Origin of the sequence: Micromonospora sp. WMMD812 (genome assembly GCF_027497215.1) — a bacterium.
GTDB lineage: Bacteria > Actinomycetota > Actinomycetes > Mycobacteriales > Micromonosporaceae > Micromonospora.
Genome location: NZ_CP114904.1, coordinates 5,587,111 through 5,614,089, shown reverse-complemented (window position 1 = coordinate 5,614,089; position 26,979 = coordinate 5,587,111). Strand labels below are relative to the sequence as shown.

18 protein-coding genes and 1 pseudogene are annotated in these 26,979 nt (G+C 75.1%); 4 read left to right on the top strand and 15 right to left on the bottom strand.

Features of this window, described 5'->3' with window-relative positions:
- Positions 1-123: 123 nt before the first annotated feature.
- The 10 genes and pseudogenes from nudC to O7603_RS25955 form a co-directional block, all read right to left on the bottom strand.
- Positions 124-1,083, bottom strand: coding sequence for an NAD(+) diphosphatase (nudC, locus tag O7603_RS26000; protein ID WP_281572371.1), 960 nt, complete (start codon positions 1,081-1,083; stop codon positions 124-126).
- 67 nt (positions 1,084-1,150) lie between these two features.
- Complete coding sequence (locus O7603_RS25995; protein ID WP_281572370.1) at positions 1,151-2,482, bottom strand: pitrilysin family protein; 1,332 nt, start codon at positions 2,480-2,482, stop codon at positions 1,151-1,153.
- 55 nt (positions 2,483-2,537) lie between these two features.
- Positions 2,538-3,848, bottom strand: coding sequence for a pitrilysin family protein (locus O7603_RS25990; protein ID WP_281572369.1), 1,311 nt, complete (start codon positions 3,846-3,848; stop codon positions 2,538-2,540).
- A gap of 235 nt (positions 3,849-4,083) precedes the next feature.
- The gene (locus O7603_RS25985; protein ID WP_281572368.1) at positions 4,084-4,287 is read right to left on the bottom strand and encodes a hypothetical protein; all 204 of its coding nucleotides are present in this window, start codon (positions 4,285-4,287) and stop codon (positions 4,084-4,086) included.
- A 155-nt stretch (positions 4,288-4,442) separates the two neighbouring features.
- Positions 4,443-5,777, bottom strand: coding sequence for a DEAD/DEAH box helicase (locus O7603_RS25980; protein WP_281572367.1), 1,335 nt, complete (start codon positions 5,775-5,777; stop codon positions 4,443-4,445).
- Between the two features lie 193 nt (positions 5,778-5,970).
- Positions 5,971-6,174, bottom strand: coding sequence for a cold-shock protein (locus O7603_RS25975; protein ID WP_067374184.1), 204 nt, complete (start codon positions 6,172-6,174; stop codon positions 5,971-5,973).
- A gap of 203 nt (positions 6,175-6,377) precedes the next feature.
- Positions 6,378-9,872 (bottom strand): UvrD-helicase domain-containing protein, encoded by a 3,495-nt coding sequence (locus O7603_RS25970; RefSeq protein ID WP_281572366.1) that lies wholly within the window; start codon positions 9,870-9,872, stop codon positions 6,378-6,380.
- Between the two features lie 64 nt (positions 9,873-9,936).
- Positions 9,937-13,419, bottom strand: a complete 3,483-nt coding sequence (locus O7603_RS25965; RefSeq protein WP_281572365.1) for an ATP-dependent DNA helicase — start codon at positions 13,417-13,419, stop codon at positions 9,937-9,939.
- Between the two features lie 146 nt (positions 13,420-13,565).
- On the bottom strand, positions 13,566-14,111 hold the full coding sequence (locus tag O7603_RS25960; protein ID WP_281572364.1) for a TIGR00730 family Rossman fold protein: 546 nt from the start codon (positions 14,109-14,111) through the stop codon (positions 13,566-13,568).
- 189 nt (positions 14,112-14,300) lie between these two features.
- Positions 14,301-15,131: pseudogene (locus tag O7603_RS25955) on the bottom strand (TIGR00730 family Rossman fold protein); the annotation flags it as partial.
- Between the two features lie 153 nt (positions 15,132-15,284).
- Here O7603_RS25955 and O7603_RS25950 point away from each other — a divergent pair.
- Positions 15,285-15,458 carry a hypothetical protein gene (locus O7603_RS25950; RefSeq protein ID WP_281572363.1) on the top strand — a complete coding sequence of 58 codons (174 nt, stop codon included), beginning with the start codon at positions 15,285-15,287 and terminating at the stop codon, positions 15,456-15,458.
- A 125-nt stretch (positions 15,459-15,583) separates the two neighbouring features.
- On the opposite strand, the gene dapE is transcribed toward O7603_RS25950, so the two are convergent.
- Positions 15,584-16,657, bottom strand: coding sequence for a succinyl-diaminopimelate desuccinylase (dapE, locus tag O7603_RS25945; protein WP_281572362.1), 1,074 nt, complete (start codon positions 16,655-16,657; stop codon positions 15,584-15,586).
- 79 nt (positions 16,658-16,736) lie between these two features.
- Between dapE and dapD the strand changes: the two genes are divergently transcribed.
- The gene (gene dapD / locus O7603_RS25940; protein ID WP_281572361.1) at positions 16,737-17,696 is read left to right on the top strand and encodes a 2,3,4,5-tetrahydropyridine-2,6-dicarboxylate N-succinyltransferase; all 960 of its coding nucleotides are present in this window, start codon (positions 16,737-16,739) and stop codon (positions 17,694-17,696) included.
- A 54-nt stretch (positions 17,697-17,750) separates the two neighbouring features.
- Here dapD and O7603_RS25935 read toward each other — a convergent pair whose 3' ends face one another.
- Entirely contained in the window at positions 17,751-21,089 is a 3,339-nt protein-coding gene (locus O7603_RS25935; RefSeq protein WP_281572360.1) for a S8 family serine peptidase, read from the bottom strand.
- 140 nt (positions 21,090-21,229) lie between these two features.
- On the opposite strand from O7603_RS25935, the gene O7603_RS25930 reads away from it, so the two are divergent.
- Together O7603_RS25930 and O7603_RS25925 are read left to right on the top strand one after the other, a co-directional pair.
- On the top strand, positions 21,230-21,787 hold the full coding sequence (locus tag O7603_RS25930; protein WP_281572359.1) for a sugar O-acetyltransferase: 558 nt from the start codon (positions 21,230-21,232) through the stop codon (positions 21,785-21,787).
- A 102-nt stretch (positions 21,788-21,889) separates the two neighbouring features.
- The gene (locus tag O7603_RS25925; protein WP_281572358.1) at positions 21,890-24,523 is read left to right on the top strand and encodes a hypothetical protein; all 2,634 of its coding nucleotides are present in this window, start codon (positions 21,890-21,892) and stop codon (positions 24,521-24,523) included.
- Here the strand turns inward: O7603_RS25925 and O7603_RS25920 are convergent.
- From O7603_RS25920 to O7603_RS25910, 3 genes are read right to left on the bottom strand one after another with little or no spacing between them, the layout of a single operon-like run.
- Positions 24,500-25,147 carry a nucleoside/nucleotide kinase family protein gene (locus O7603_RS25920; protein ID WP_281572357.1) on the bottom strand — a complete coding sequence of 216 codons (648 nt, stop codon included), beginning with the start codon at positions 25,145-25,147 and terminating at the stop codon, positions 24,500-24,502. The two genes, O7603_RS25925 and O7603_RS25920, sit on opposite strands and share 24 nt — an antisense overlap.
- Positions 25,147-25,782 carry an SIMPL domain-containing protein gene (locus O7603_RS25915; protein ID WP_281572356.1) on the bottom strand — a complete coding sequence of 212 codons (636 nt, stop codon included), beginning with the start codon at positions 25,780-25,782 and terminating at the stop codon, positions 25,147-25,149. Before O7603_RS25915 ends, O7603_RS25920 begins: the two co-directional genes overlap by 1 nt.
- A gap of 54 nt (positions 25,783-25,836) precedes the next feature.
- Positions 25,837-26,868, bottom strand: coding sequence for a prephenate dehydrogenase/arogenate dehydrogenase family protein (locus tag O7603_RS25910; RefSeq protein WP_281572355.1), 1,032 nt, complete (start codon positions 26,866-26,868; stop codon positions 25,837-25,839).
- Positions 26,869-26,979 lie beyond the last annotated feature (111 nt).

The window sequence follows — 26,979 nt, the reverse complement described above, 5'->3', positions numbered from 1 at the left end:
ACGACGGCCCGTGTTCCCGGCCTGTGACCGCCGCGGCAACGACGGTCACGGGCCGGGACCGTGTCCGGGGTCGGACGACGGGCGGGACGGAGGCCTTCCGGGAGCGCACCCCGGGCAGGCGGCTCAGCGCGGCGTGTCCACCCAGCCGTCCAACCAGCGGTGGATCAGGAACAGCGCGATCGACGACGCCGGCGGGAGCACCAGCCGGGCCCCGCCGCCGACGTCCACCGTCCGCCCGGCCAGCGCCGCGCCGATCTCCTGGCGCGAGAACCATCGGGCGTACGCGATCTCGGCGGGATCGAGCCGCACCGGGGTCTCCGGGTCGGCGGTGGCGAGGAAGCCCAGCATCAGCGAGCCGGGGAACGGCCACGCCTGGCTCCCCACGTACGTGATCGTCTCGACCCCGACGCCGACCTCCTCGTGGACCTCGCGCAGGACGGCGGCCTCCGCCGACTCCCCCGGCTCCACGTAGCCGGCGAGGCAGGAGAACCGGCGCTCGCCCGGTATGCCCGGCCAGGCGGCGTTGTTGCCGAGCAGGCAGCGCCCGTCCGGCCCGGCCACGCCGTCGTGCACCAGCACGATCATCGCGGGGTCGGTACGCGGCCAGACCCGTTCGCCGTTGCGGTCGATCCGGGACCAGCCGGCCTCGTCCATCTGGGTCGGCGCGCCGGTCGCCGCGGAGTAGCCGTGCCGCACGTGCCAGTTGAGCAGCGCCAGCGCGGTGGTGAACAGCCCGGCGTCCCGGTCGCTGAGCAGGTGGCCGATCTCGCGCAGGCCGACCGCCCGGGTGCCGGGCAGCGCCGGAAGCGGGACGTCCACCGCGAAGACCGGCCCGCCGTCCGGCTCGAGACCGAGGAACATGGCCCCCGCCTCGCTGCCCGCCGGCAGGTCGTCCGGGCCGAGCAGCACCAGCGGCGGCGGGGTAGCGTCGGTGCGGACCAGGGTGCTGCCCTCCGCGGTGGAGTCCAGCACCAGCACCCGGGCCCGCAGCCACGCCTCGGCCAGCCAGGCCGGATCGGTGCGGTGGTGCGCGGCCCGGTCCAGGGTGGAGCGGGCCAGCGGCGGCGCGGCCTCTCCGCTCACGTCGCCGCCTTCCGCCGGTCGGCGCCGGCCCGCGACCCCGCCGCACCGCGCCCGAGGGCTCTCTCGCTCATGCGGTCTCGACCGGGGTCAGCGCGGACAGGGACGGGGCGATCCGTTCGGCGTCGCCGAGCACCACGACGGCCGACCGCGCCGGGGCGAGGTAGCGGGCGGCCGCTTCGGCGACGTCCGCCACGGTGGCCTTCGCCAGCCGGGCCGCGTGTTCGGCCAGGAAGTCCAACCGCAGCCCGTTTCCGGCGTACGCGCTGGTCAGCGCGGCCAGGCCGGCCTGGGTGGACATGCCGAGCTGAAGCGTGCCGAGCGCGTACTGGCGAGCCTGCTCCAGCTCCTCCTCCTTCGGCGGCAGCGAGGCCAGCCGGCCCAGCTCGTACGTCGTCTCCAGCAGCGCCGGGCCGGTCACCTCGGTGGCCACCTCGGCGGCGGCGACCAGCACGGACCCGGCCACCGAGTGCTCGACCAGCGAGTGCGGGCCGTACGTGTAGCCCTTGTCCTCGCGGATGTTCTCCACCCAGCGGGAGGAGAAGTAGCCACCGAAGATCAGGTTGGCGAGTTGCAGCGGTGCGTGGTCCGGGTGGGTGCGGGGCACCGCGGGCAGCGCGACCCGCAGCGACGACTGCACCGACCCCGGCCGGTCGACCAGCAGCAGCGGCCCGGGCTCCAGCGCCGGGGCCGGCGGCAACTCGACGATCCGGCCGCCGCCGGTCCAGCCGTCGAGGGCCTTCTCGGCCGCGTCCAGCGCCCGCTCCGGCTGCACGTCGCCGACCAGCACGAGCACCGAACGGGCCGGGTGCACCCGCTCGTCGTGCAGGTGGCGCAGCGCGGCGGGCCGTACCGCCCGGACCTCGTCCGGTTCCGGGGTCTGCACCGCGTACGGGTGCCGGCCGTAGATCCGCTTCAACAGGGCCACCCGGGCCAGGTGCGCCGGCTGGCTCTGCGCCACCTGGATCCGGTCGACCAGCCGGTCCCGCTCGGTGGCGACCTCGTTGTTCGGGTACGTGGCCCCGGTCAGCACCTCGGCGAGGATCTCCAGCATCCGGTCCAGCCCGGTGACCAGACTGGTGCCGGAGAGCATCAGCCGGTCCGGGTCGACGCCGGCGGAGAGACCGCCGCCGACCTTCTGCAGCTCGGCGGCGATCTGCACGCTGGTCATCGTGGGCGTGCCGGAGAGCAGGGTCTGCGAGAGCATCGCGCCGCGGGCCAGGTTCGTCCGCCCGAACGGCACCCAGAGCCGCAGCTCGACCAGCGGCACGGCCGGGCGGCGTACGGCGATCACGGTGAGGCCGTTGGCCAACGTCCGCTCGGCCTCCTTCGACACCTTCAGCCGACGGGTCGGGCCGAGCGGTGGGAGGGCCCGCGGCCCGGACGGGACGGTTGCCGTCACTGGCACTCCTTCGTTCGCGACTGCGGGGCTCGCAAACCCGGCTCACTTTTCGCGCTCACCGGCCACCGCCTGCGATGACCTCGATGGACGCGCGGCGCTCCGGCCGCAGGGTGGCGGCGGCGGCGCACACCTGCTCCTCGGTGACCTCGCCGACCAGCCGGGGCAGGTCGTTGAGCAGGCCCGGTTCGCCCCGCTGCTGCTCCAGCACCGCCATCCGCAGCGCCCGACCGAGCACCGCGTCGGTGTCCCGCAGCAGGTGGGTGGCCATCCTGGCCTGGGTGCGGGCCAGCTCGCCCTCGGTCAGACCGTCGGTGGCCAGCCGGTCCAGCTCCTCGTCGACGGTGCGCAGCACCTTGTCGACGTCGCCGCCCGGCGGCAGGTGCGCCTGGAGCAGCAGCGCCGTCGGGTCGCGGACGTCGAACGGGTCACCCATGAAGCCCAGGTAACCGCCCAGGCTGGTCACCGTGCGGTCGCGCTGCACCAGCCGTTCGACCAGCCGGGACGCGTCGCCGTCGGTGAGCACCTCGGCCAGCACCACGTACGGCAGGTAGCCGGCGAAGTCGGTGACCGGATCCGGGACGCGCCAGGCGCTGGCCACCGCCGGCAGCGGCGCCAGCTTGTCGGTGTACGAGGTGCGCCGCTCGGCGGCGAGGTCCGGCTCGGTGAAGTCGGGGCGCCCCGGCGCCGGGCGGGCCGGCACGTCCCCGAAGTGCCGGCCGATCAGCTCGGTCGCCTCGGCAACGTCGATGTCGCCGCTCACCGCCAGCACCGCGTTGCCGCTGGCGTAGTAGCGGCGGAAGAAGTCGGCCGCGTCGGCGACGGTCGCCGACTCCAGGTCGTCGAAGGAGCCGTAGCCGTCGTGCGCGTTCGGGAAGGTGTCGAACATGACCGGCGGCAGGGTCAGCCAGGGGAACCCGCCGTACGGCCGGTTGAGCACGTTGACCCGGATCTCCTCCTTGACCACGTCGACCTGGTTGCGCAGGTTCTCCTCGGTCAGCCGGGGGCCGCGCATCCGGTCGGCCTCCAGGAAGAGCGCCCGTTCCAGCGCGTTGCTCGGCAGGGTCTCGAAGTAGTCGGTGTAGTCGAGGTGGGTGGAGCCGTTGAAGGTGCCACCGGCGCCCTGCACGTGCCGGAAGTGGGCCAGCTTCTCCAGGTTCTCCGACCCCTGGAACATCAGGTGCTCGAAGAGGTGGGCGAAGCCGGTGCGCCCCTCCGGCTCGGACCGGATGCCGACGTCGTAGACCACGGCGACCCCGATGACCGGGGCGCTGCGGTCCGGGGTGAGGACCACCCGCAGGCCGTTGTCGAGGGTGAACCGCTCGACCGGATACTTCGTCGCTGGAATTCTCGATCTCCGCGCCGCCACGGGATCGACCCTAGCGCGTCGGCACCCCCGCCACCGGCGACCTTCGCGGAGCCACCGTCACCGGGGCCGCCACCCGCGAGGGCGCCCGCTCGCAGCCCACGCCCGGGCACGCGCCCCGCGGCACCTGCCGCGCCGCGGGACGTGGTCGGGCCGGTGCCCCGCCGGCCCGACCACGCCGTGCACTGGCCCCGGCCACCCGCCGCCATCGCGCCGGGTGAGGGTCCACCCGAGCCGGTCAGCCGGCCGGCGTGACCTCCGGGGTGTCGCCCGGGTCACCCGGACCGTGCAGCTCCACCAGGCTGGCCGGAGCGGATCCGGCCGGCGTGGCGGGCCAGGGTGCGAAGGCCGCGACCATGGCGAGCAACAGCCCGGCGACCGCGACCGCGACCACCAGGAGCAGCTCCCGCACGGTGCCGCCGGAGCCCGCGTCGCCCACCATGGTCACCCCTCTCGCGCCGGGCCCCCCGCCCGGCGTCATCCCCCGAGGGCAGCTTCGACCAGGTCGTACGCCCGGACAGTCGCCCAGCCGACGCGGCAGCTGCTGATTACCGACTCAGGTGCCGACGTGGGACGGCGCTCGGGCGAAACGGGGCGTCAGGCCGAGCGCGGTCGGCGGGGCCGGCGGGACCGGCCCGAGGCCCGATGCGCCGGACGACCCGCGGTCGAGGTGCCGTCGGCGGTCGCGGCGGTCGCACCCCGACCGCCCGGGGCGCGCTTCGCCGCAGGCGCCGGCGGCGGGGCGATGGTCACCGGCACACCGGAGGGCTCCCGCGCGCCGGTCACCCGCACCAGTGCGGCGTCGTCGGAGCGCACCTGGACGGACTCCGGGCGGATGCCGGCCGTGGCCATCAGCCGGGACACGTCGCGGCGCTGCTCCGGCAGGACCAGGGTCACCACCGTGCCGGACTCCCCCGCCCGGGCCGTGCGGCCACCCCGGTGCAGGTAGTCCTTCGCCTCGGTCGGCGGGTCCACGTTGACCACCAGGTCCAGGCCGTCCACGTGGATGCCCCGGGCCGCCACGTCCGTGGCGACGAGGGCGGTCACCTGGCCGGTGCGGAACTGCTCCAGGATCCGGGTGCGCTGCGGCTGCGACTTGCCGCCGTGCAGCGCGGCCGCGCGTACCCCCTTGGCGAGCAGCTGGCGAGCGAGCCGGTCGGCGCGGTGCTTGGTGCCCATGAAGAGGATGGTGCGGCCCTCGCGGGCAGCGATCCGGGTCAGTGCGGCCGGCTTGTCCGCCGCCTCGACGTGCAGCACGTGGTGGGTCATCGCGGAGACCGTGGCGGTGCCCGGGTCGACCGAGTGGGTGACCGGGCTGCTCAGGAAGCGGCGGACCAACCGGTCCACGCCGCCGTCCAGAGTGGCCGAGAAGAGCATCCGCTGCCCCTGCGGCGCGACCTGCTCCAGCAGCTTGGTGACCTGCGGCAGGAAGCCCATGTCGGCCATCTGGTCGGCCTCGTCCAGGACGGTGATCTCGACCTGGTCGAGCCGGGCGTCACCGCGGTTGATCAGGTCGTGCAGCCGGCCGGGGGTGGCCACGACCACCTCGGCGCCGGCGCGCAGGGCGTCCGCCTGGCGCTGCAACGACAGCCCGCCCACGACGGTGGCGCAGCGCAGCCCGACAGCGCGGGCGTACGGGGCCAGCGCGGTGGTGACCTGCTGGGCCAGCTCCCGGGTCGGCACCAGGACCAGCGCCAGGGGACGGCCCGGGCGGGCCCGGCGGCCGGCGGTGCGGGAGAGCAGCGGAAGCCCGAAGGCGAGGGTCTTGCCGGAGCCGGTGCGGCCCCGGCCCAGCACGTCCCGGCCGGCGAGCGAGTCGGGCAGGGTGGCGGACTGGATCGGGAACGGTTCGGTGATGCCCTGCGCCGACAGCGCGGCGAGCAGGGCCGGCGCCAGGCCGGTATCAGCGAACGACGGAAGAACAGTGGTCACGACGGACCTTCCTCGAGGCGGCACGTGTCGAGGAAGGCGCCGAACGGCGCTGCCACCGGCGCGGCACAGCCGCGGGTGGTCACAAGCACGAACCGAAGGGGGTACGGGGACCGGCCCGCCGCGTGCTGCGGCGGGCCGGCCACCGTCACCAGGCCCGGACGGGCGCGGTGGATGGTGCGGGTGTTACTGAGAATCAGAGCGGACGGATGTTCTCCGCCTGCGGGCCCTTCTGGCCCTGGGTCACCTCGAACTCGACCCGCTGGTTCTCGTCCAGGCTCCGGTAGCCGGAGGTCTGGATCGCCGAGAAGTGGGCGAAGACGTCGGCGCCGCCGCCGTCCGGGGTGATGAAGCCGAAGCCCTTGTCAGCGTTGAACCACTTGACGGTGCCAATTGCCATGTGTCTCGTCTCCTTGACGGAACGCCGGACCCGCACCTGTTGCGGGCCCGAAGATGAGCGCGCCGCGCTGAACGCGCGACTCGCCTGTCGCTTCTGGTCGCCCCGCCCGGAGAACTCCGGACACAACAAAGAGCGCCTGGGGCCACAATCCGCCAGGCGCACACAGAGTCTCTGGGAACCAAAACTGCAACAGGATCAACATATCACGGACGGACGCCGTCCCGCCCGCTTTCCGGCACGGCGGCGACCAGCGCGGTGAGCCCCGCCACGTCGAGCAGGTCCGCCGGACGGACGGTGACGCCGTGACGGACGTAGTGGAACGCCGCGCCCACCCGCTCGACCGGCACCCCGGCCAGCTCCGCCCAGGCCAGCCGGTAGACCGCCAGCTGCACCGCGGCCGCCTCCGCCGCGGCCCCGGTGGGCTGCCCGCCGGTCTTCCAGTCGACCACGTCGAACCGTCCACCCGGCCGGGCGAAGACGGCGTCCATCCGGCCACGGACCACCACCCCGGCGATCACCGTGGCGAACGGCACCTCCACCTCCACCGGCACCCGGTCGGCCCACTCGCTGGCCAGGAAGCGCTCCTGGAGCTCGGCGAGCGTCTCGTCGGGCGCGGCGTCCGCGTCGGCCGCGCCGGGCAGCTCGTCCAGGTCGAGCAGCCGGTCCGCCCCGAACCGCTGTTCCAGCCAGGTGTGGAAGGCGGTGCCGCGCCGGGCGTGCGGACTGGGTTCGCTGGGCATCGGACGGCGCAGTACGCGGGCCAGCGCCGCCGGGTCACGGCGCAGCGAGACGAGCTGGGTGACGGTCAGGTGCCCGGGGAGCGCCACCTCGACCGTGCCGGACGCCCGGGTCAGCTCGGCCCGCTCCGCGAGCAGCAGGTCGGCCTCCCGCCGCCAGCGCGCCACCTCCGGATCGTCCGCCACCGGGTCGGGCCCGCCCTCGTCCACGGCGCCGGCCGAGCCCGGCTCGTCGCCCGCGGCGTCGACCGGTGTGGCGTCGGCCGGCACGGCGTCGGTCCCTGTGGCGTCGGCCGCCACGGCGTCGTTCGGCTCGGCGTCGGCCGGTTCCGGGCCGTCGGTCAGGCAGCGACGGACCATCGCGGCGGCCTCGGCCAACGCCGGACGGCGCGCCCCGAGCGGATCCGCCGGCCACTCCGCCCGGAGCACCACCTCGGTGGTCGGGTTCACCGCGTCCGGCGCCGGCTCGGGCGCCCAGGCGTCGACGAGGTGCCCGGGCCCGCCGTCCAGGCACGCGTCGTACACCTCCCGGAGGAAGACCGACGGGCCGCGGGGACGCTTGGTCCCCTCCCCCCACCAGTAGCCGGAGCAGAGCAGCAGGCGGCGGGGCCGGGTCACCGCGACGTACGCCAGCCGCCGCTCCTCCCGCTCGTCGTGCGCCCGCCAGTCGTCGGTGAAGTCGGCCAGCGCCCGGGCCACCCCGCGCTGGTCGGCCACCTCGGCCAGGTCGAACCGGGGCAGCCCGTCGGCGTCGCCGCGCAGCGGGAACGGCAGCACCCCCAACCCGCCCAGCCAGTGGTCAGAGTTGCGGACCGGGCCGGGCCAGACGCCACGGCCGAGACCGGCGGCAGCCACGACGTCCCACTCCAGCCCCTTCGCCGCGTGGGCGGTCAGGATCTGCACCGCGCCCTCGACCACCTCGACCTCGCCCGGGGTGAGGCCGCGCTCCTCGTCCTCGGCGGCGGCGAGGAAGGCCAGGAACGCCGAGAGCGTGGCGCCCGGGGTCTCGCCGGTGAACCGGGCGGCGACGTCGCCCAGCGCGTCCAGGTGGCCGCGGGCGAGGCCGGCGTCGCCGGCGCCGTCCCGGCCGGCTCGGACCGCGACCTCCACGTCCAGACCGATGGTCCGCTCGATGTCCGCGATCAGGTCCGGCAGGGACTGGTCCAGCCGGTAGCGGAGCAGGGCCAGCTCCCGGCCGTACGCGCGCAGCCGGAGATACCCCTCGGCCGAGTACGCCTGCGCCGGGCCGAGGTCGGCCAGCGCCTCGACCAGGGTCGCCTCGTCGAGCTGGTCCGGGACGATCTCCGGGGTGCCGTCGCCGGCGAGTTGCCGCCGGCCGCTGGCGATCGCCCGGGCCCTGCGGTGCAGCGCCACCAGGTCGCGCGGCCCGATCCGCCAGCGCGCCCCGGTGAGCAGCCGCAGCAGCGCCGCGCCGTCGGTCGGATCGGCCAGCACGCGCAGGGTGCAGACGACGTCGCGCACCTCCGGGGTGTCCAGCAGGCCGCCGAGCCCGACCACGTCGACGGGCAGGCCGCGCTCGCGCAGCGCCGACTCGATCGCGGGGATCTGGCTGCGTACCCGGACCAGCACCGCGGTGGTCGGCCGCTGCGCCACCGGGATGTGCTCGGGCAGCGCGTCCGGCATCCGGGCGGCACCCCGCCAGGCGGCGAGCACGCTGTCGGCGATCCAGGACGCCTCGTCGGCGTACGTCTCGAGCAGCGCGCAGTGTACGGTCCCGCCGGCCGCGCCGCCGGGGCTGCGGTGCGGGATCGGATCGCGGACGCTGAGCGCGGCGCGCAGCTCGGGCACCCGCGCCCCGGCGGCGCGCAACGGGGTGGCGAGCGCGTTCGCCACCCGGAGGATCTCCGGACGGTTGCGCCAGCTGGTGGTGAGGCCGAGCGCGGGCGCCGGCGTCCCGTCGGGGCGGGCGAACTCGGTGGGGAACCGGTCCAGCGTGCCGGCCGACGCGCCGCGCCACCCGTAGATGGACTGGCACGGGTCGCCCACCGCGGTCACCGGGTGCCCGTTGCCGAAGAGCGCGGTGAGCAGCACCACCTGGGCGTGGCTGGTGTCCTGGTACTCGTCGAGCAGCACCACCCGGTAGCGGTCCCGCTCGATCGCGCCGACCCCCGGGTGGTCCCGGGCCACCCGGGCCGCCCGGGCCAGTTGGTCGGCGAAGTCCATCGCCTCGAAGTCCTCCTTGCGCCGGGCGTACGCCCGCACCAGCGGCAGCAGTCGCAGCCGGGTCTGCTGGAGGGCGAGCGCCTTCCGCACGTCGGCGTACACCCGCCCCGGGTGGGCCTGCACCGCGGCGAAGAACCGGCCGGTCCAGGCCGCCAGGTCGTCCGGGTCGACCAGGTGCTCGTCCAGCTCGCCGGCGAGGGCCAGCACCGCGTCGGTGATCGTGCTCGGCATCCGCTCCACGTCGGACATGTCACCGTCGTAGTTGCGGACCAGCAGGTCGACCAACTGCCAGCGGGACGCCTCGGTGAGCAGCCGGGTGGAGGGCTCGTAGCCCGCGCGCAGCCCGTGCTCGGTGACGATCCGCCCCGCGTACGAGTGGTAGGTCGCGATCGTCGGCTCGCCGGCGAGCGGGTCGTCCAGCGGATCCCGGTCGCGCCGCCCGAGCCGGCGGATCAGCTGGTCCAGCCGGGTGCGCACCCGGTGCGCCAGCTCGCCGGCGGCCTTGCGGGTGAAGGTGAGTCCCAGCACGTGCTCGGGGCGCACGTACGAGTTGGCCACCAGCCAGACCACCCGCGCGGCCATCGTCTCGGTCTTGCCGGAGCCGGCGCCCGCGACCACCAGCAGCGGCTCCACGGGCGCGGCGATGATCGCGGCCTGCTCCCGGGTGGGTGCCGGCAGCCGGAGCAGGCGGGCCAGCTCGACCGGCGTGTACCGGGGGCCGGCGTCGGCCACCCGGGGTGCCGGGGCCGCACCGCCGAACAGGGTGGGTTGGGTCACCGCGACGTCTCAGTTCGCGACTGCGGGGCTCGCAAGCTCACTCCTCGCGCTCACGGTCCTGGTCCTAGGGCTGGTCTGGACGGCGGACGGCCGGCGGCTCGACGACCTGGCGGCCCTGCCCGGAGACCGGGCAGCTGGTCCGCACCGGGCAGACCCGGCACTTCGAGTTCGCGACCGCGGCGAACGTCGCGGCGGCCATCGTATCGGCGGTACGCCGGACCAGGGCGGTCGCCCAGCCGGCCTCCGGCCCCTCGCCGGCCGGTGGTTGGCTCTGCTCCTTCGCGTCCTTGGCCGTCGTGCCGAGCTGCACCAGCGCCGCGCCCCCGGACTCGTCGCCGAACTCCTCGAACGCCCCCGCCTCGACGGCCGCCTGGTAGGCGCCCAACTGCGGATGCTCCGCCAGATCGCTGCCGGTCACGGCGGTGGACTTGCCGGTCTTCAGGTCGACCACCACGAGCCGCCCGTCCGCGTCGACCTCCAGCCGGTCCACCCGACCGGTCAACTCGACCGGCCGGTGCGGGTCGTCCAGCCGGACGGCGAACTCGTGCTCGATGGCGAGCAGCCGGCGCGGGTTGCTGGCCAGCCAGCGCAGCAGCTTGTCGACCATCGCCTCGGCACGGGACCGCTCCGGGCCGGCCATCCAGCGGGCGGCCAGCTCGATCGCGTCGAACCGGGCCGCCACGTAGTCGAGCAGCGCACCCCGGTCGGCGCTGGCGTCCTCGGCCAGCATCGCGGCGGCGTGCACCAGGTTGCCCACTCCCTGCGCGGTGCTGGCCGGAGCGCTGCCACCGTGCCGCTCCAGCAGCCAGCGCAGGCTGCACCGCAGCGCGCTCTCCATCGCCGACGGGGTCACCCGGACCGGTTCCCCCTCGTCCACCAGCGGGCGGTCGTCGGAGAGCCCTCGCAGCCCCCACCAGTCGTCCGGGTGCGCGCCGGGCACCCCGGCGGCGGCCAGCCGGGCCAGCTCGGCCGCCGCGGCGCGCCGCCGGGCGTACGGGGCCGCCGGGTCGACGACCGCCGTACGCAGCTCGGCGACCAGCGCCGGCAGGGTGAGCGCCCGGGGCGGGCGGGTGAGCGGCAGCGCACCGGGGCGGGCCGGGCCGTCCCCGCCGTCCCCATCGTCGTCGCCGTCCACCGGGCCGCCGTCCGGGCCGGGGCGCGGCTCGGGCGGTGTCGGCTCGCCACCGGCCGGGGTGGGCGGCTCGGTGGGCCCGAGTTCGTGCAGGAACCGGCTCGGCTGCTCCTCGTGGTCGTCGCCGCCGACGGCGGCGGAGGCCACCGCGCTGACCAGCAGCCGCCGCCGGGCCCGGGTCACCGCGACGTGGAACAGCCGCCGCTCCTCGTCCAGCAGGGCCGAGGTCTGGCCGACCACGGTGGCCACCGCGCCGGCGCCGACGGCCCGCCCGGCGAGCACGTCGACCAGTCGCTCGGAGCCGAGCAGGCTGCCGCGGAGTCGCAGGTCCGGCCAGATGCCCTCCTGGACCCCGGCCACGGCGACCAGGTCCCACTCGAGGCCCTTGGCGGCGTGCGCGGTGAGCAGGCGGACCGCGTCGCCCCGGTCGGCGGTCGGGGCGAGCGTGTCGGCCGGCAGGTCCTGCCCGAGCACGTGGTCGAGGAAGACCTCGGTGCGGGCGCCGGGCAGCCGGTCGGTGAACCGGGCCGCCGCGTCGAAGAGCACCATCACCGCGTCGAGGTCCCGGTCGGCGGCCTCGGCCCGGCGCCGCCCCGCGAGGTCGCCCTCGCCGGCCACCGGCCGACCCCGGCCGATCGCCCCGGCCCACTTCTCGGCCAGCCCGCTGGCCTGCCAGAGCGCCCAGAGCACGTCCTCGGCAGTGGCTCCCGGGCGGGCGGCCGCCTCCCGGGTGACGGCCAGCAGCCCGGCCACCGCCTGCGCCGGCTCGGCCCAGCGCCGCTCGATGCCGGCCAGCTCGGCCGGATCCCGCAGCGCCTCGATGATCAGCTCTCCCGATGGGCGCCGGTCGCCGCCGGCCAGCGCGAGGGCGCGCAGCCCCTGGCGCAGCCGCCGCTCGGCCAGCGGGTCGGCGCCGCCGAGCGGTGAGTGCAGCAGCGCGACGGCGGCCTCCTCGTCGAGCCGATCCGGCTCCAGTGCGCAGCGCAGCAGGAGCAGCAGCGGCGCGACCGCCGGCTGCAGGTGCAGCGGCAGGTCCTCGCCGTGCACCACGGTCGGCACGCCGGCCGCGTGCAGCGCCCGTCGCAGGGTGGGCAACTGGAGCGCCGTCGAGCGGAGCAGCACCGCCATCTCCGACCAGGGCACTCCGTCGAGCAGGTGCGCGGAACGCAGCGCGTGTGCCAGCCAGGCGGCCTCGCTCGTCGCCGACCGGAAGGTGTGCACCTCGACGGCGCCGGGCGACACGTCGGGCAATGGGCGCAGCCGGCGGTGCGCCGCCGGGCCGCGCAGCCGACGGGCCACCCGGCCGGTCGCGGCCAGCAGTCGCGGGCCGGCCCGGTAGGAGGTGGTCAACAGCACCTGTGCCGCCGGCGCGCCGGAGGCCGTCCGGAACCGGTGCGGGAACGTGGTCACCCCGGCCGGGTCGGCGCCGCGGAAGGCGTACGTGGAGGAGTCGGGGTCGGCGAAGGCGACCAGCGGCTTGCCCCCGCCGGCCACCACCGCGAGCAGGTCGAGCTGGGCCGGGTCGGTGTCGGCCAGCTCGTCGACGTAGACATGGGCCAGCCGGCGACGCTCGGCCGCCAGCAGCTCCTCGTCGTCGCGGAGCAGCCCGGTGGCGGCCCGCACCAGCTCCGCCGGGTCGTACGCGATCGAGCCCCGGTTGCTCACGTCACGCAGCGCCAGCACTGCCACGTACTCCCGGAGGAAGCGCGCGGCGGCCGGCCAGTCGGCGCGGCCGAGCTTCTCGCCGAGCCGGGCAAGTTCGACCGGGCCGACACCCCGCTCGGCGGCGCGCATCAGCAGGTCGCGCAGCTGGGCGGCGAAGGCCCGGGTGCGCAGCGCGGGCCGCAGATCCTCCGGCCAGCCGACCGGGTCGTCCGCCGGCTCCTCGCCGACCACGTCCAGCAGCTCACGGATGATCAGATCCTGCTCGGGACCGGTGAGCAGCCGGGGCGACGGCTCGCCCCGCTCGGCCGCGGCGCGCCGGAGCAGCCCGAAGGCGTACGCCGGGAAGGTGCGCACCAGCGGCTCACGGAGCACCCGGTGGCCGTCGCGGGCCACCCGGCCCTCGATCCGGTGGCGCAGCGAGCTGGCGCCCCGCCGGCTGAAGGTCAGCACCAGGATGCGCTCCGGGTCGACCCCCTCGGCCACCCGCGCGGCCACCGCCTCGACCAGGGTGCCGGTCTTGCCGGTACCCGGACCGCCGACGACCAGCATCGGCCCGTCGGTGTGCCCGACCACCTCCGCCTGCACGGCGTCGACCTGCCACGCCGACCCCTCGGCACCGCGTGGCTCCCCGGTGGACGATCCACCCCCGGCCGACCCTCGGGGCCGCCCGGCCCCGTCGGTCGGCCCCGAGGGCCGGCCAAGCCCGTCGGTCGGCCCCGTGGGCCGACGCACCAACCGGTACGCCTGCATCAGCTCATCCCACCACGCCCGTACGACATCCCCCACACACCCCGCCCCACCCCCTTACTCCGGTGATCATGAAGTTGTCGGCACGACACGCCGACGGACCGGGCAACAACTTCATGATCAACGGGAGGCATCGGGGGGTGGCCGGGTCAGGTCAGGTGGGATTCCAGGATGTCCAGGGCGGCGGGAACGGAGTCGACGACGGTGAGCAGGTCGACGCCGGCCGGCTTGAGGAAGTGCTGGTCGGTGAGGGCGGCGAGCCAGTCCAGCAGCGGCCGGTAGAAGCCGCCCGAGTCCACCAGCACCATCGGCTTGCCGTGCAGCGCGAGGGTCGCGGTGGTCCAGACCTCGAACAGCTCGTCCAACGTGCCCAGCCCGCCCGGCAGGGTGAGGAACGCGTCCGACTTGTCGATCATCATGGTCTTGCGGCTGGCCATCGAGTCGGTGATCAGCAACTCGTCCGACTTCAGGTCGGCGACCTCCAGGTCGACCAGCGCCTGCGGGATGACGCCCACCGTTCGCCCGCCCGCTGCCCGTGCGCCGTCCACCAGGGCGCCCATCATCCCGACGCAGCCGCCGCCGCTGACCAGGGTGTGCCCGCGCCGGGCGATCTCCGCGCCGGTGTCGGCGGCCAGGTCGAGCCAGCGCCGGTCGAGCGTACGGGAGGAGGCGCAGAAGACGCAGATCGCCGCCACCGCTCAGCCCTCCCCCGCCTCGCCGGCGTCGATCCGCTCGGCCAGGTCGGCCGGCCCGGTCCGGTCCGCCCCACCGCCACCCGGTCCGCCCTGGCCGGCGTCGCCCGCCTCGCCCGGCTCCGCCGACGACGAAGCCCGCTCCGCCGACGACGAAGCCGCCTCCCGCCGGTCGGCGAGCGCGTGCTGCGCGGCGGCGGCTCGCTGGTCGGCGCCGAGCCGGGCGACCGCCTCCTCGCGGACCGCGTCCTGCTCGGCGGAGAGCGCCGCCTCGGCCTCGACGATGTGCCGCACCGCGGCGTTCACGTCGTCGGTCAGGCAGATCAGCTCCAGGTCGACCGGCCCGATCTTGCCGCCGACGGCCATCGTGTCGCGGAGCCAGTCGAGCAGCCCGCGCCAGTAGTCCACGCCCATCAGCACCACCGGGAACCGGGTGACCTTGCCGGTCTGCACCAGGGTCAGCGCCTCGAACAGCTCGTCCATGGTGCCGAACCCGCCGGGCAGCACCACGAACGCCTGGGCGTACTTGACGAACATCGTCTTGCGGGCGAAGAAGTAGCGGAAGTCGATGGCGAGGTCGACCCAGTCGTTGATGCCCTGCTCGAAGGGGAGTTCGATGCCCAGCCCGACAGAGAGCCCGCCCGCCTCGCTGGCGCCCCGGTTGGCCGCCTCCATCACGCCCGGGCCGCCGCCGGTGATGACGGCGTAGCCGGCCCGCGCCAGGGCGCCGCCCAGATCCTCGGCCATCCGGCACTCGGCGCTCTCCGGTCCGCTGCGGGCCGAGCCGAAGACGCTGACCGCCGGGGGCAGGTCGGCGAGGGTGTCGAAGCCCTCGACGAACTCGGAGAGGATCCGCAGCGCCCGCCAGGCGTCCTTGGTCTTCCAGTCGCCCCGCCCCCGCGAGTCGAGCAGCCGTTGGTCGGCGGTGCTCCCCGGGATCGCCTGACGGCGCAGGGTGACCGCGCCGCGGTGCCGTTCTCGTCCGGGGGCCCGACCCGCCTCCCGCCCGTTGCTCTGGCTCATGCAGCCACCGTAGTGGAGCCGCACCGGCCGGGTACGCGGGAGACGACGCCGAGAAATAGTTCGCGATCTTGGGCAACTAATTCGGTCGCCCGTACGTCTTACTATTCACATACCGGGTATGCCCGGGCGCGCGCCTTCGGGGGAGGAGCCAGCGTGATCAGCAACAGCGAGATGATCCGGATCCGGCGACAGATGCAGCGGCGGATCCGCGACGTGGTGGCCGAGCGCCGCCGCGCCCGCCAGATGGAACCGACCGGTGGCGAGGCCGCCGGCGATCCCACCGAGGCCCGGCCGGCCGCCGACGCGTCCTTCAGCGCCTCGATCTGACCACCCCGCCGGCCTGCGCCGGCCACGACCACCCCGCCGGCCTGCGCCGGCCACGACCATCGATCAAGAGGTTTGCGTCACCGGGCACGACCCGACCGACGCAAACCTCTTGATCATGTTCGCCGTCAGGCCGGGGCGAGCCAGCGGTGGAGGGTGGCCGCTCCGTCGCGGATCTTGCTGATCTCGACGTGCTCGTCCGGGTGGTGCGCCAGGTTGGGGTCGCCGGGGCCGAAGTTCAGCGCCGGGATGCCCAGCGCCGCGAACCGGGCCACGTCGGTCCAGCCCAGCTTGCCGATCGGGGTGGCGCCCACGGCGGCCAGGAACTCCTTCGCCGGGGCCGCCTCCAGCCCGGGCAGAGCGCCGGCCGCCGCGTCGGTCACGGCCAACTCGAAGCCGTCGAACATCTCCCGCAGGTGCGCCTCCGCCTCGGCGGGCGTGCGATCGGGCGCGAACCGGTAGTTGACCTCGATCTCGCACCGGTCCGGGACAACGTTGCCGGCGACCCCGCCGTGGATCCGGACCGCGTTCATGCCCTCGCGGTAGTCGCAGCCGTCGATGGTGACCCGCCGCGCCTCGTACGCCTGGAGCCGGCGGAGCACCTCGCCGGCGGCGTGGATGGCGTTGACCCCCCGCCAGGAGCGCGCCGAGTGGGCCCGGACGCCGGTGGTGGAGACGATCGCCCGCATCGTCCCCTGGCAGCCGGCCTCGACGACGCCGTACGTCGGCTCGAGCAGCACCGCGAAGTCCGCCCCGAGCCAGTCCGGGTGCGCCTCGCCGACCAGGTACAGCCCATTGTACTTCGACTCGATCTCCTCCGCCTCGTAGAAGAAGTACGTGACGTCGTAGCGCGGTTCGGGCAACGTCACCGCCAGGTGCAGGGCGTACGCGACGCCGGACTTCATGTCCGAGGTGCCGCAGCCGTACATGAGGTCACCGCGCATGGTCGACGGGAAGTTGTTGTTCAGCGGCACGGTGTCGAGGTGCCCGGCCAGCACCACCCGCTGCGCCCGCCCCAGCTCCGTCCGCGCCATCACCGTGTTGCCGTGCCGGAACGTGGTCAGGTGCGGCACACCCCGCAGCACCTCCTCGACGCAGTCGGCGATCGCCTTCTCGTTGAGGGACACGGACTCTATGTCGACGAGGGCGCGGGTCAACGCCACCGGATCGGCGAGGACCTCGGGGGTCAGCGGGTTCTCCATGGTTCGCACGGTACCGTCAGACGCGGTGGGGGCGAGGAGCGAGCGTCCGCCGTCACAGCCGCGAACGAGAGGTGAAGCAGTGACGTCCGCACAATCCGCCTGGGGCATCGGCCTGGCCACCGTCACCGCCGACGACCAGGTGCTCGACACCTGGTACCCGACCGGCAAGCTGGGGCTCGGCGAGCTGCCCCTGGTGTCGGGCGAGGAGAAGGCGGACGTGCTCGACCTGCCGCCGGGCGCGGTCGGCGAGCGCGCGCTGCCCGGGCTGCGCGCCGTCGAGGTGGTCACCGTGATCGGCTCGCTGGACGACCCGATCAAGGACGCCGCGGACGCGTACCTCCGGCTGCACCTGCTCTCCCACCGCCTGGTCCGGCCCAACGAGGTCAACCTCGACGGCATCTTCGGCAAGCTCGCGAACGTGGCCTGGACGTCGGCCGGGCCGTGCCCGCCGGAGCGGGTGGACGAGCTGCGGGTGATCGAGCGCACGGCCGGCCGGCACCTCGCCGTCTACGGGGTGGACAAGTTCCCCCGGATGACCGACTACGTGGTCCCGTCCGGAGTGCGGATCGCCGACGCGGACCGGGTCCGGCTCGGCGCGCACCTCGCCGCGGGCACGACCGTGATGCACGAGGGCTTCGTGAACTTCAACGCCGGCACCGTCGGCACCTCGATGGTCGAGGGGCGGATCGTGCAGGGCGTGCTGGTCGGTGACGGCTCGGACATCGGTGGCGGCGCCTCGATCATGGGCACCCTGTCCGGCGGCGGCACCGAGAAGATCAGCATCGGCGAGCGCAGCCTGGTCGGCGCGAACGCCGGCGTCGGCATCTCGCTCGGCGACGACTGCGTGGTCGAGGCCGGTTGCTACATCACGGCCGCGTCCAAGATCACACTTCCGGACGGCCGGGTGGTCAAGGGCCGCGAGCTGTCCGGGGTGCCCGGCCTGCTCTTCTGGCGCAACTCGGTCACCGGCGCGCTGGAGGCGAGGCCGCGGACGGGCCGCGGCATCGAACTGAACGCGGCGCTGCACGCCAACGACTGACCGCGCCCCGCCGGGTCCGCGCCCCGTGGGCCGCGGACCCGGTGGGAGTACGCCTCAACGCAGCCGGTACGCCTGGATCACGTGCTGGGTCACCGTGTTGCCCGCGGTGTCCCGCGCCGTGGCCCGCAGCGACGCGTACCCGGCGCCGGCCGGGTGCCGCACGCTGGCCGTCCAGCCGTCGTGGCCGGGGCGGACCAGAGCCCGCTGCCAGGTCGTTCCGCCGTCGTAGGAGACCTCGACGGTGAGCGCGGCCACCCGGGCCGCCGGCGCACCCGGCTGCCGCTCCACCCGGACCGGGATGCTGAAGCTCCGGCCGGCCGGCGCGGTGTTGGCCACGTCCAGCGGCGGCGCGAAACGGACCGCCATCGCGGGAAGCCGGGCGAAGTCGTCGCCGGAGACGTGCCGGGAGCGGAACGTCCAGGCCACGCCGACCTCGGTGCTCAGGTCGGTGAAGCTCCGCTTCGTCACCGTCTCCAGCCGGTAGCCGGCGGCGCCCGGCGGCACCTCGAACGCGCCGTACCCCGGCTCGGCGTTCTCCCCGACCAGGGTGCCGTTCCGGTAGAGGGCGGTCCGGGCGCTGTCCGGGAGCGATCCGCCGGCGTGGCCCGCGGCGTCGCTGTGCAACGGCACGTCGACCATGATCACGTCACCCGTGCGGGTGATGCCCTGCCCCGGCCACCGCGGCGCCGGGAAGGACGGCCCGTACGGGGCGGCGTTCCAGTCCTCCCGCTGGTGCCGCCCGGCCCGGTGGGACCGGGCCTCGCCGACCAGCACCGCCCGCGCGTCCAGCCACCCGTCCTCGCTCCGTACGCCGAAGGCCAGCTCCGAGGACCAGCGCACGCCGCGGGTGTTGTAGTGCTCGACCCGCTGCCCCGGCACCGCCGTCCGCAGCACCGCCGCCCAGCCGCCCACGTCCGGCTCCAGGTGCGGGAAGACCACCCGCTCGGTCTCCAGCCCGGGGTAGCCGCCGCGGAACCGGTGGGTGACGGTGGCCAGGTCACGGCTTCGGTAGTGCCGGTCGAAGCCGGCCGGCAGCCGGCCGGGGAAGCCCTCGCTGAGCGCGTAGAGGTACGGGCTGCTGGCCGCCTCCCGGTCGGCCCACTGGCTGCTCACGGTGCCGAGGAAACTCTCCGCCGAACCGGCCGGGCCGAGCTGGCCGGTGGACAGCCCGGCGAAGTCGAAGCCCAGCATGGTGAAGCCGTAGGAGCTGCCGTCGTCGGCGACGAAGTTCGCCCCGACGTCGACCAGCACCGGGGTGGCTGTGCGGTCCGGCACCGTCGTCCGGACCGGCTTCGCCTGCCGGGCGTCGACCGTGAGCACCGTGTCCCGGTCGAACACCAGCTCGGGGCGGGCGATCAGCGCGGTCCGGAAATCCTCCTCGTTTCCGCTGTACAGGAAGCTGGACAGGCCATACCGCCCCTTCGGCAGCCGCAGCTCGGCGGTCCCGTCCGGGTCGTACACGTCGTGGGTGCCGAAGCTCTCCAGCCCGGCGAGCGTGGTGAAGTAGTCACCGGTGACCGCCCCGGACTCGTCCAGGTGCCGGACGGTCAGCGTGTAGCTCTCCACCTCCTGGTGCACGGCGAACGGGGTGACCGCGACGGCGTCGCCGGAGCGGGCGACGATCCGGCCGGTGTAGTGCCCGTCCGCACCACCGGTCCGGGTGTCGGCGGTGACCTCGGCGGTCGCCGCCCCGCCGGCCGGCACGGTGATCCGGTTGGCGCTGAGGCCGAACATCCCGGCCGGGGCGGGCGTGCCGGCCGGCCCGGTGGCCTCCACGGCGAGGTCGAGGGTGACCGGGACCGGGCCGTCGTTGCGCCAGGTCACCTGGCGGGTGACCGGGGTGTCGTCGTGGTGCGGCCAGATCGCCCGACCGAAGGAGACACTCGCCGGGTCACTGGTGACGGTCTGGGTGATCGCCCGTGCCACGTCGACCCGGCCGGCCCCCTGCTCGTACGCGGTCTGCTCCGGGTGCGGCTTCGCCGACGCCATCAGGGTGGCCTTGAGCTGCCCGGCCACCCACCCGGTGTGCTGCTGGGCGAGGAGCGCGACCGCGCCGGTCACGTGCGGGGCGGCCATCGAGGTGCCGGAGAGCGAGACGTACCCCTCCCCCGCCGGGTCGCCGATCACGCCGTCCGCGGCCCGAGCCGCGACGATCTCGACGCCCGGCGCGGTGAGGTCCGGCTTGAGCGCGTCGTCACCGGTCCGCGGCCCCCGGCTGGAGAAGTCGGCGAGAGCGTCGTCCCGGTCCACGGCGCCGACGGCGAGCGCCGCGTCGGCGGTGGCCGGCGAGCTGACCGGGGCGAAACCACCGTCGTTGCCGGCGGATACGACGAAGAGCGCGCCGGTCTGCGCGGTGAGGCGGTTCACCGCCTCCTCGACCGGGTCGACCTCCGGCGTGTCGGTGCCGCCGATGCTGAAGTTGATCACGTCGGCGTTCTGCTCGACGGCGGCCCACTGCATGCCGGCGAGGATCGCCGAGTCGGTGCAGCCGAAGACCTCACACACCTTGCCGGAGAGCAGGGTCGCGTCGGGTGCGACCCCCCGGTAACGCCCACCCGAGGCGGCGCCGCTGCCGGCGATGATCGAGGCGACGTGCGTCCCGTGCCCGACCACGTCGCCCGGCGCGGACTCCTCGGTGAAGTTGCGCGCCTCGGCCACCCGACCGGCCAGATCGGGGTGGCCGGCGTCGACCCCGGTGTCCAGCACCGCGACCCGGACGCCCCGCCCGGTGTAGCCGGCCCGGTGAGCGGCCGGCGCGCCGATCTGCGGGACGCTGTGATCGAGAGTGACCTGCCGCCGGCCGTCGAGCCAGATCCGGTCGACATCCTCCGCCGTGTCGACCCGGGCACCGGCCCGGCCGGTGAGCGCCGCCCAGACGTCGGCGGTCCGCTGCTTGGCCGCGGTGCCGGCGAACCCGCCGATCGCGGGCAGGTCACGGGTGACCGTCACGCCGGCCGGGGCGGTGGCGCGCCGCGCGGCCCCGGACGACGACGGGGTGAACAGGACCGGCAGGTGGTCACGCCGGGCGTCGTCGTAGCCGACGGCGATCAGGCCGCTGACGTCGAAGAGCCGCCTGTCGACCCGCCCGGCGTGGATCAGCGGCAGCGCGTCCCGCGGCACGACCGTCAGCTGGCCCCGCTGCCGCGAGGTCAGGAAGCGGATGTGCTCCCGCCCGGGCGCGGGGCGCACGCTGGCACCCCCGGACGCGGTGACGGTCACCCGGTCGCCGCTGAGCAGCGTGACGGTCGTGGTCGTGCGACTGGTCGGCGACGCGGACGGGGCGCCGGTAGCGGCGGCGGGCGCGGCCGGCGGAGCCGCGGTGGCGACCGCCGGGGCGGCCAGCACCAGAGCGAGCGCGACCCCGGCGCCGGACAGTTTCCTGATTCCGTGCAACGGATCCTCCTCGTGGAGCGTCATTACCAACGGGAGAGACATTGACAGCCGTCAGGATTGCATATCCGGTATGTACAAGGAAGTCGGAAAACTGACGGAGTCGCCGGCGGAGGTTCCCGGGCGGCCGGCATGATCGGCCGGTGACGTCCATGAAGGAGCGCATGCTCGCCGGCGAGCTCTACCAGGCCGACGACCCCGAGATCGCGGCCGACCTCGACCGCGCCGCCCGGCTGATGGAACGCTTCAACACCAGCCCTGCCGCCGACCCGCAAGCCCGCCTCGCGGCACTGCGCGACCTCCTCGGCGAGGTGGGCGAGGAGACCTGGGTCCGGCCACCCTTCTACTGCGACCACGGCTACCACATCCGGATCGGTCCGCGCAGCTTCGTCAACTACAACGCGGTCTTCCTCGACGTCGCACCGATCACCCTCGGCGCCGACGTCCAGGTCGGACCGAACGTCCAACTGCTCACCGCGACCCACCCGGTCGAGCCCGAGCCCCGGCGGGCGAAGTGGGAGGCGGCGAAACCGATCACCATCGGCGACAACGTCTGGCTCGGCGGCGGCGCCATCGTGCTCGCCGGCGTCACGGTCGGCGCGAACACAGTCATCGGGGCCGGTGCCGTGGTGACCCGCGACCTACCACCCGACGTGGTCGCGCTCGGCAACCCAGCCCGCCCGACCCGCCCGGTCGAGTAATCACGATCAAGGCCCTCACCTGCTCGAACGGCTCTTTCGACCGATGGCGGGACGGCTCACTGTCCGGCACTGTGGGTAGTGACGTCTTCACCGGGAGGCGGAATGGCCGGTCGGGTGCTGGAGCTTCGGGTGCACGGGGTGTCGAACACGCCCCCGGATCAGCTCCTCGGCCTGCCCCCGGACCCGGCCGGCGACCCGCCCCGGCCACGACAGGTCGCCGGCGGCGCGGTGACCGGCTTCTACCGCGCCCCGGCCGGGCCGGACGATCCGCTCGTGGTCGAGGCGTACAGCTGGGGGCAGTTGACCTCCGGTGCGCGGACCGCGCGGGACGTGGAACGCGCGCTGTGGACGCTGCTGCTGCCCTTCACCCTGGCGAACGTCGCGCTGCACGCCCGGCCCGGCATACCGCCCGACCCGGACCAGGAACGCTGGGCCAGCCGGTCCGGGATCACCGCCTGGCTGATCCGGCTCTTCTGCCTGAGCCTGACCGGCACCGTGGTCCTCGCGGTGACCGGGATCGGGGTGGACCTGATCGGCTGGCAGTGCGTGGACGACGACTGCCTGGGCCGGATCCCCGGGCCGTGGGAGTTCCTCGGTCACGGCTGGTGGAGCGAGGGGGCGCACGCGCTCGCGGTCGGGCTCCTCGTCCCCCTGGGCCTGCTGGCGGTGCTGGCGCTGGTCTCCTGGCGCACCTACCAGTACGAGGCCGAGATGCCCGCCGACCCGGGCACGAGCCTCTTCCTCCGCTCGCCGGCCGCGGCGCCCACGGACGCGGCGCCCCCGGTCGCCCAACCGCCGGAGGAGCCGCCCCCGCAGCCCGAGCCGCCGCCGGACCCGACCAACCCCCTGGAGGACCGCACCTTCTGGTGCGGGGAGGGGCAGCTGCGTCGGGCGGCCGTGCTGCACCTGTGCACCGGCGCGGCGGTCGCGGCGGCCGTGCCGCTGGGCACCGTGCTGGCGATGGACCCGCCCCGGGGTGTTCGCGCCGCCGTCGCCTGGCCCACGGTCGTGGTGTGCGGCGCCGTCCTGGTGATCGCCGTGGTGGGGCTCAGCCGGCCGTACCTGACCCGCCGGGCCGGCGCCACCCCGCTCGGCCCGTGGAGCGTCGCCGTCGCCGCGCTCGCCGCCCTCGGCGTGACCGGCACCGTCGTCCTGCTGCTGCTGCCCGACGGGCCGGCCGGGACTCCGCTGGCCGAGCTGCGGCCGCCGCCGGGCTGCGCCCACGACCCCGGGGCGCCGGGCTGCCTCGCCGACCGCTCACTGCCCGGGTACGACTGGATCATCGCCTGGACGGGCACCGGCCAGCTGCTGCTGTTGATCGCCATCGGCGCGGTCGCCCGGTCCGGTCGGCGGGCCCTGGTCCCGCCGCTCGCCGCGGGACTCCTGCTCGTCGTCGGCGCGGTCTGGGTCGGCGGCTGGCTGCCCCTGGCGCCCCGGGCGCCCGAGCCACTGGCGATGTGGATGCTCGCGGTGCCCGCCGTCGCGGTCGCCGCGGTCGGGCTGGCGCTGCCCCGCACCCGCGCGGCGGACGGGGTCCAGCCGCTGGAGCCGCACACCGACCTGGCCTGGGGCAGCCGTGGACCGGCCGTGATCGCCGGCTCCGGCTGGGTGCTCTGCGTCTCCAACTGCGCGGGGCTGCTCTACTGGGTGACCGACCGGCTCAACAACGGGGCCACGCCGAGCGGCCGGTCCACGGTCATCCCACCGATCCCGGTGATGTGGGCCGGGCTCGCATTCGCCGTCGCCCTGTTCGCCCTCGCGGTCACGCTCGCGCGGGCCGCCCTGCTCTTCCTCGGGCTGCGCCGCAGCGCGTACGCCGAGCTGGTGCCGCCCGGGAACAACCTCTCCCCGCACGACCTGCGGCGCTGCCGCGACGTCAGCGCCTTCCGCGCCCTGCACCGGCTGATCGGCGAGCACGCGATCCGGCTGGTCGGGTGCTACGCGGTGGCCGCCACCGCACTGGTCTCCGTCGGCTGCGCCGCCGCGCTGTCCCGTACCCGCCCGCACCCGGTCGACGCCGCCGAGGGAGCGGCCGTGGTGAAGGTGGTCACCGACGTCGGGGACTCGATGCTCGGCTGGCTACCGGTGCTGGTGGCCGCGATCGGCGCGCTGGTCTACCGCAACGACACCGTGCGGCGGACCGTCGGGGTGATCTGGGACGTGGGCACGTTCTGGCCGCGCGCCGCGCATCCGCTCGCGCCGCCCAGCTACGCGGAGCGGGCCGTGCCCGAGTTGCAGACCCGGATCGCCGGGCTGCTGGCGCTCACCGAACACGACCCACGCCGGATGGACGGCATCATCCTGTCCGGGCACAGCCAGGGCACCGTGATCTGCGCGGCGGTGATTCTCCAGTTGCCGGCCCGGTGGCGGCGGCGGATCTGGTTCTTCTCGTACGGCTGCCAGCTGACCCGACTGTACGGGCGGGTCTTCCCGGCGTACTTCGGGCCGGACCGGCTGCCGGCGCTCGCCGGGGCCCTGACCATGCCGAACGGCTGGACCGGCTGGACCAACTTCTGGCGGGACACCGACCCGCTCGGCTGGGCGGTCAACGCGGGCGAGCGGGACCTCGCCGTGCGGGATCCGGAGGCGCTGCACCCCAGCGGAGGCGAGGTGGCCGACCCACCGATCCGCAGCCACAGCGGCTACCCGGACGCCCCCGAGTTCCAGCACGAGCGGGCCCAGGTGGCCCGGCTGCTCCGGCGCGGCGTGCCGTCACCCCGGCAGCGGGTCGGCTAGCCGGAGGACCAGGTCCGCCCGATTGGCGGTGCCCGACACCAGGGTCGCGTTGGTCTCGTCGCTGCCGAGCGCCCAGGCCCGCGCCTCGGCCGGCGTCCGCCCGTACGCCTCGTGCCGAGCGGTGAGCCGGCGCAGCCGCAGCTGCGCGTCCAGGTCGAGGAACCAGGCCTCGTGCAGCAGCGCCCGGACCTCGTCCCACGGCTCGTCCGGCAGCAGCAGGTAGTTGCCCTCGGTCACCACCAGTCGCACCTCCGGCGGCACCTCGATCGCTCCGGCGATCGGCTCCTCCAGGTCGCGGCGGAACACCGGCGCGTAGACCGACGTGGGCTCCAGCCGATGCAGTCGGCGCAGCAGACTGACGAAGCCGTTGGCGTCGAAGGTGTCGGCCGCGCCCTTGCGGCCGACCCGACCGAGGCGCCACAACTCCGACTGGGCGAGGTGGAAGCCGTCCATCGGCACCAGCCGCGCGACCGGCCCGACCTCGGCGACGATCCGCTCGGCCAGAGTGGACTTGCCGGCGCCGGGCGCGCCGGCGATGCCGAGCAACTGGCGCGGCCCGGCCGCGGCCAGCGTGCGCGCCCGGTCCACCAGGTCGTCGACGGAGAGGACCCGCGCCTCGGGCATCAGTCGAGGACCGGCTCGGTGATCGCGAACCGCCCCTGCACGGCGGCCTGCACGGTCTGCGGCTGCGGATCGAGCTCGAGCTCCGGCGGGCCGCCGCCCGCCGCGGCGTACGCCATCCGGGCCATCATCGGCCGCTCGGTCCCGACGTCGGCCAGCTCGATCAAGGCGGTGACCCGGGCACCGAGTGCTTCGGCGTACTCCCGGGCCCGCGACATCGCCTCGGCGATCGCGGCGTGCCGGGCCTCCCGGTGGGCCGGGCTGTCCGGCCGCAACGACCACCAGGGCCCGGCCACCTCGACCTGGTCCTGGTCGGCGAGCCGCAGCATGAGGTCGCCGAGGGCGGTGAAGTCGGTGACGGTGACGGTGGTGGTGACCGCGCCGTGCCAGGCCACCACCCGTTCGGTGGCGCGTCGGGTCTCCGGTCGCACCCGCAGGTCGCCGGTCTCCCGGCGGTCGATCGACGGCCCGTAGCCGTCGAGCAGCACCCGGACGGCGGCGGCCCGTTCGGCCAGCCGGGTGAGGGTGGCCTCGCGATCCCGGTCGCGCGCGGTCGCGGTGACCGTGAACCGGGCCAGCTCCGGCGCCACCTCCCGGTACGCCTCACCGCGCACCGTCACGACCGGCCCGTCCACCATGCCCTCACCCTAGTCGCGGGCCGAGCACCGCGCGGCCCACACCTGCTGGGCTGGTCAGCTCTGACCCGACCCGATCTCGGGTAGCGCCTCCGCGTACGTGACGACGTCATGGGCGACCCGGCACCCGGTGAGGTGCCCGCCCGACGCGCCCAGCGCCAGCAGGTGAGCCACCTCGGCGGCGTCGTCAGCGTCGACCGCGAACCGCCGTTGCCGCGTCACGAACGTGCGGCCCGTCAGCGCCACGCGGGCCGCCCGACTCTCCCGGTGCCGGGCGGTGAGGGTCGCGGCGTCGCCATCCCGCAGCGCGGCGGCCACCTCGTCGACGAAAGCGCGGATCCCTGCCAGCCCGCCCAGCACTCGCTCGCGGTTGCTCAGCAGCATGTTCGCGGTGCGCTCGGGCGGGTGGCCGGCGACCCGGGTGCCGTCGCGGAAGCTACCGGCCGCGAGCGCCAGTACCGCGTCCCGCAGGGCCGATCGCTGCACCGCACCGGCCAGCGCTCCGGCGAGCAGGTGAGGCAGGTGCGAGGAGAGCGCCACCACCGCGTCATGCTCCTCCGGCGACATGGGCACGACCCGGGCGGCGAACACGTCCGCGAGCAGCCCGGCGAGCCACCGGAAGGCGGACATCGCGACCCCGGGAGTGGGGCAGAGCACCCACGCTGCGGAGCCCAGCAGCGTCGGGGTGGCGGCCTTGATCCCCGCCGTGTCGGCACCGGCCATCGGGTGCCCGGGGACGAACCGGTCGGCAAGCCGGTGCTGGACCGCGAACGCAGCCAGCTCCGCCTTGGTGCTGCCCACGTCGGTGAGTACACAGGCGGGCCCGGTCAGCTCGGCCACCCGTAGCAACGTCTCGGGCAGGGTGGGCAGCGGGCCACAGAGGAACACCACGTCCCGCCCGGCGACCGCCGCCTCCAGCGTCTCCGGAGCGTCCACGCCCTGGTGGCGGGCCTCCGCCCGGGTGGCCGGCTCCGGGTCCCAACCCGCCACGTCGAGTCCGACCGCGCGAAGCCGGAGCAGGATCGAGCCGCCGATCAGGCCGGTGCCGATCACCGTGGCCCGTGCCGGCGCACCGGTCCTGCCCACCATCCGCGTACCTCGGCGTCTCGTTGGTTGCGGAGCGCCTGCCCCGCCTCGGTTCCGGCCGACAATATCCCGCACAGCCCTGGTCGGCCCTGGGCCGCGGGGTGCCTCCGCGCG

Coding starts and splice junctions, on each gene's coding strand:
- O7603_RS25910 (WP_281572355.1), bottom strand. CDS start 26,868: ATGGTGGGCAGGACCGGTGCGCCGGCACGGGCCACGGTGATCGGCACC.
- O7603_RS25965 (WP_281572365.1), bottom strand. CDS start 13,419: ATGCAGGCGTACCGGTTGGTGCGTCGGCCCACGGGGCCGACCGACGGG.
- O7603_RS25925 (WP_281572358.1), top strand. CDS start 21,890: ATGGCCGGTCGGGTGCTGGAGCTTCGGGTGCACGGGGTGTCGAACACG.
- O7603_RS25975 (WP_067374184.1), bottom strand. CDS start 6,174: ATGGCAATTGGCACCGTCAAGTGGTTCAACGCTGACAAGGGCTTCGGC.
- O7603_RS25985 (WP_281572368.1), bottom strand. CDS start 4,287: ATGGTGGGCGACGCGGGCTCCGGCGGCACCGTGCGGGAGCTGCTCCTG.
- O7603_RS25915 (WP_281572356.1), bottom strand. CDS start 25,782: ATGGTGGACGGGCCGGTCGTGACGGTGCGCGGTGAGGCGTACCGGGAG.
- dapE (WP_281572362.1), bottom strand. CDS start 16,657: ATGGAGAACCCGCTGACCCCCGAGGTCCTCGCCGATCCGGTGGCGTTG.
- O7603_RS25920 (WP_281572357.1), bottom strand. CDS start 25,147: ATGCCCGAGGCGCGGGTCCTCTCCGTCGACGACCTGGTGGACCGGGCG.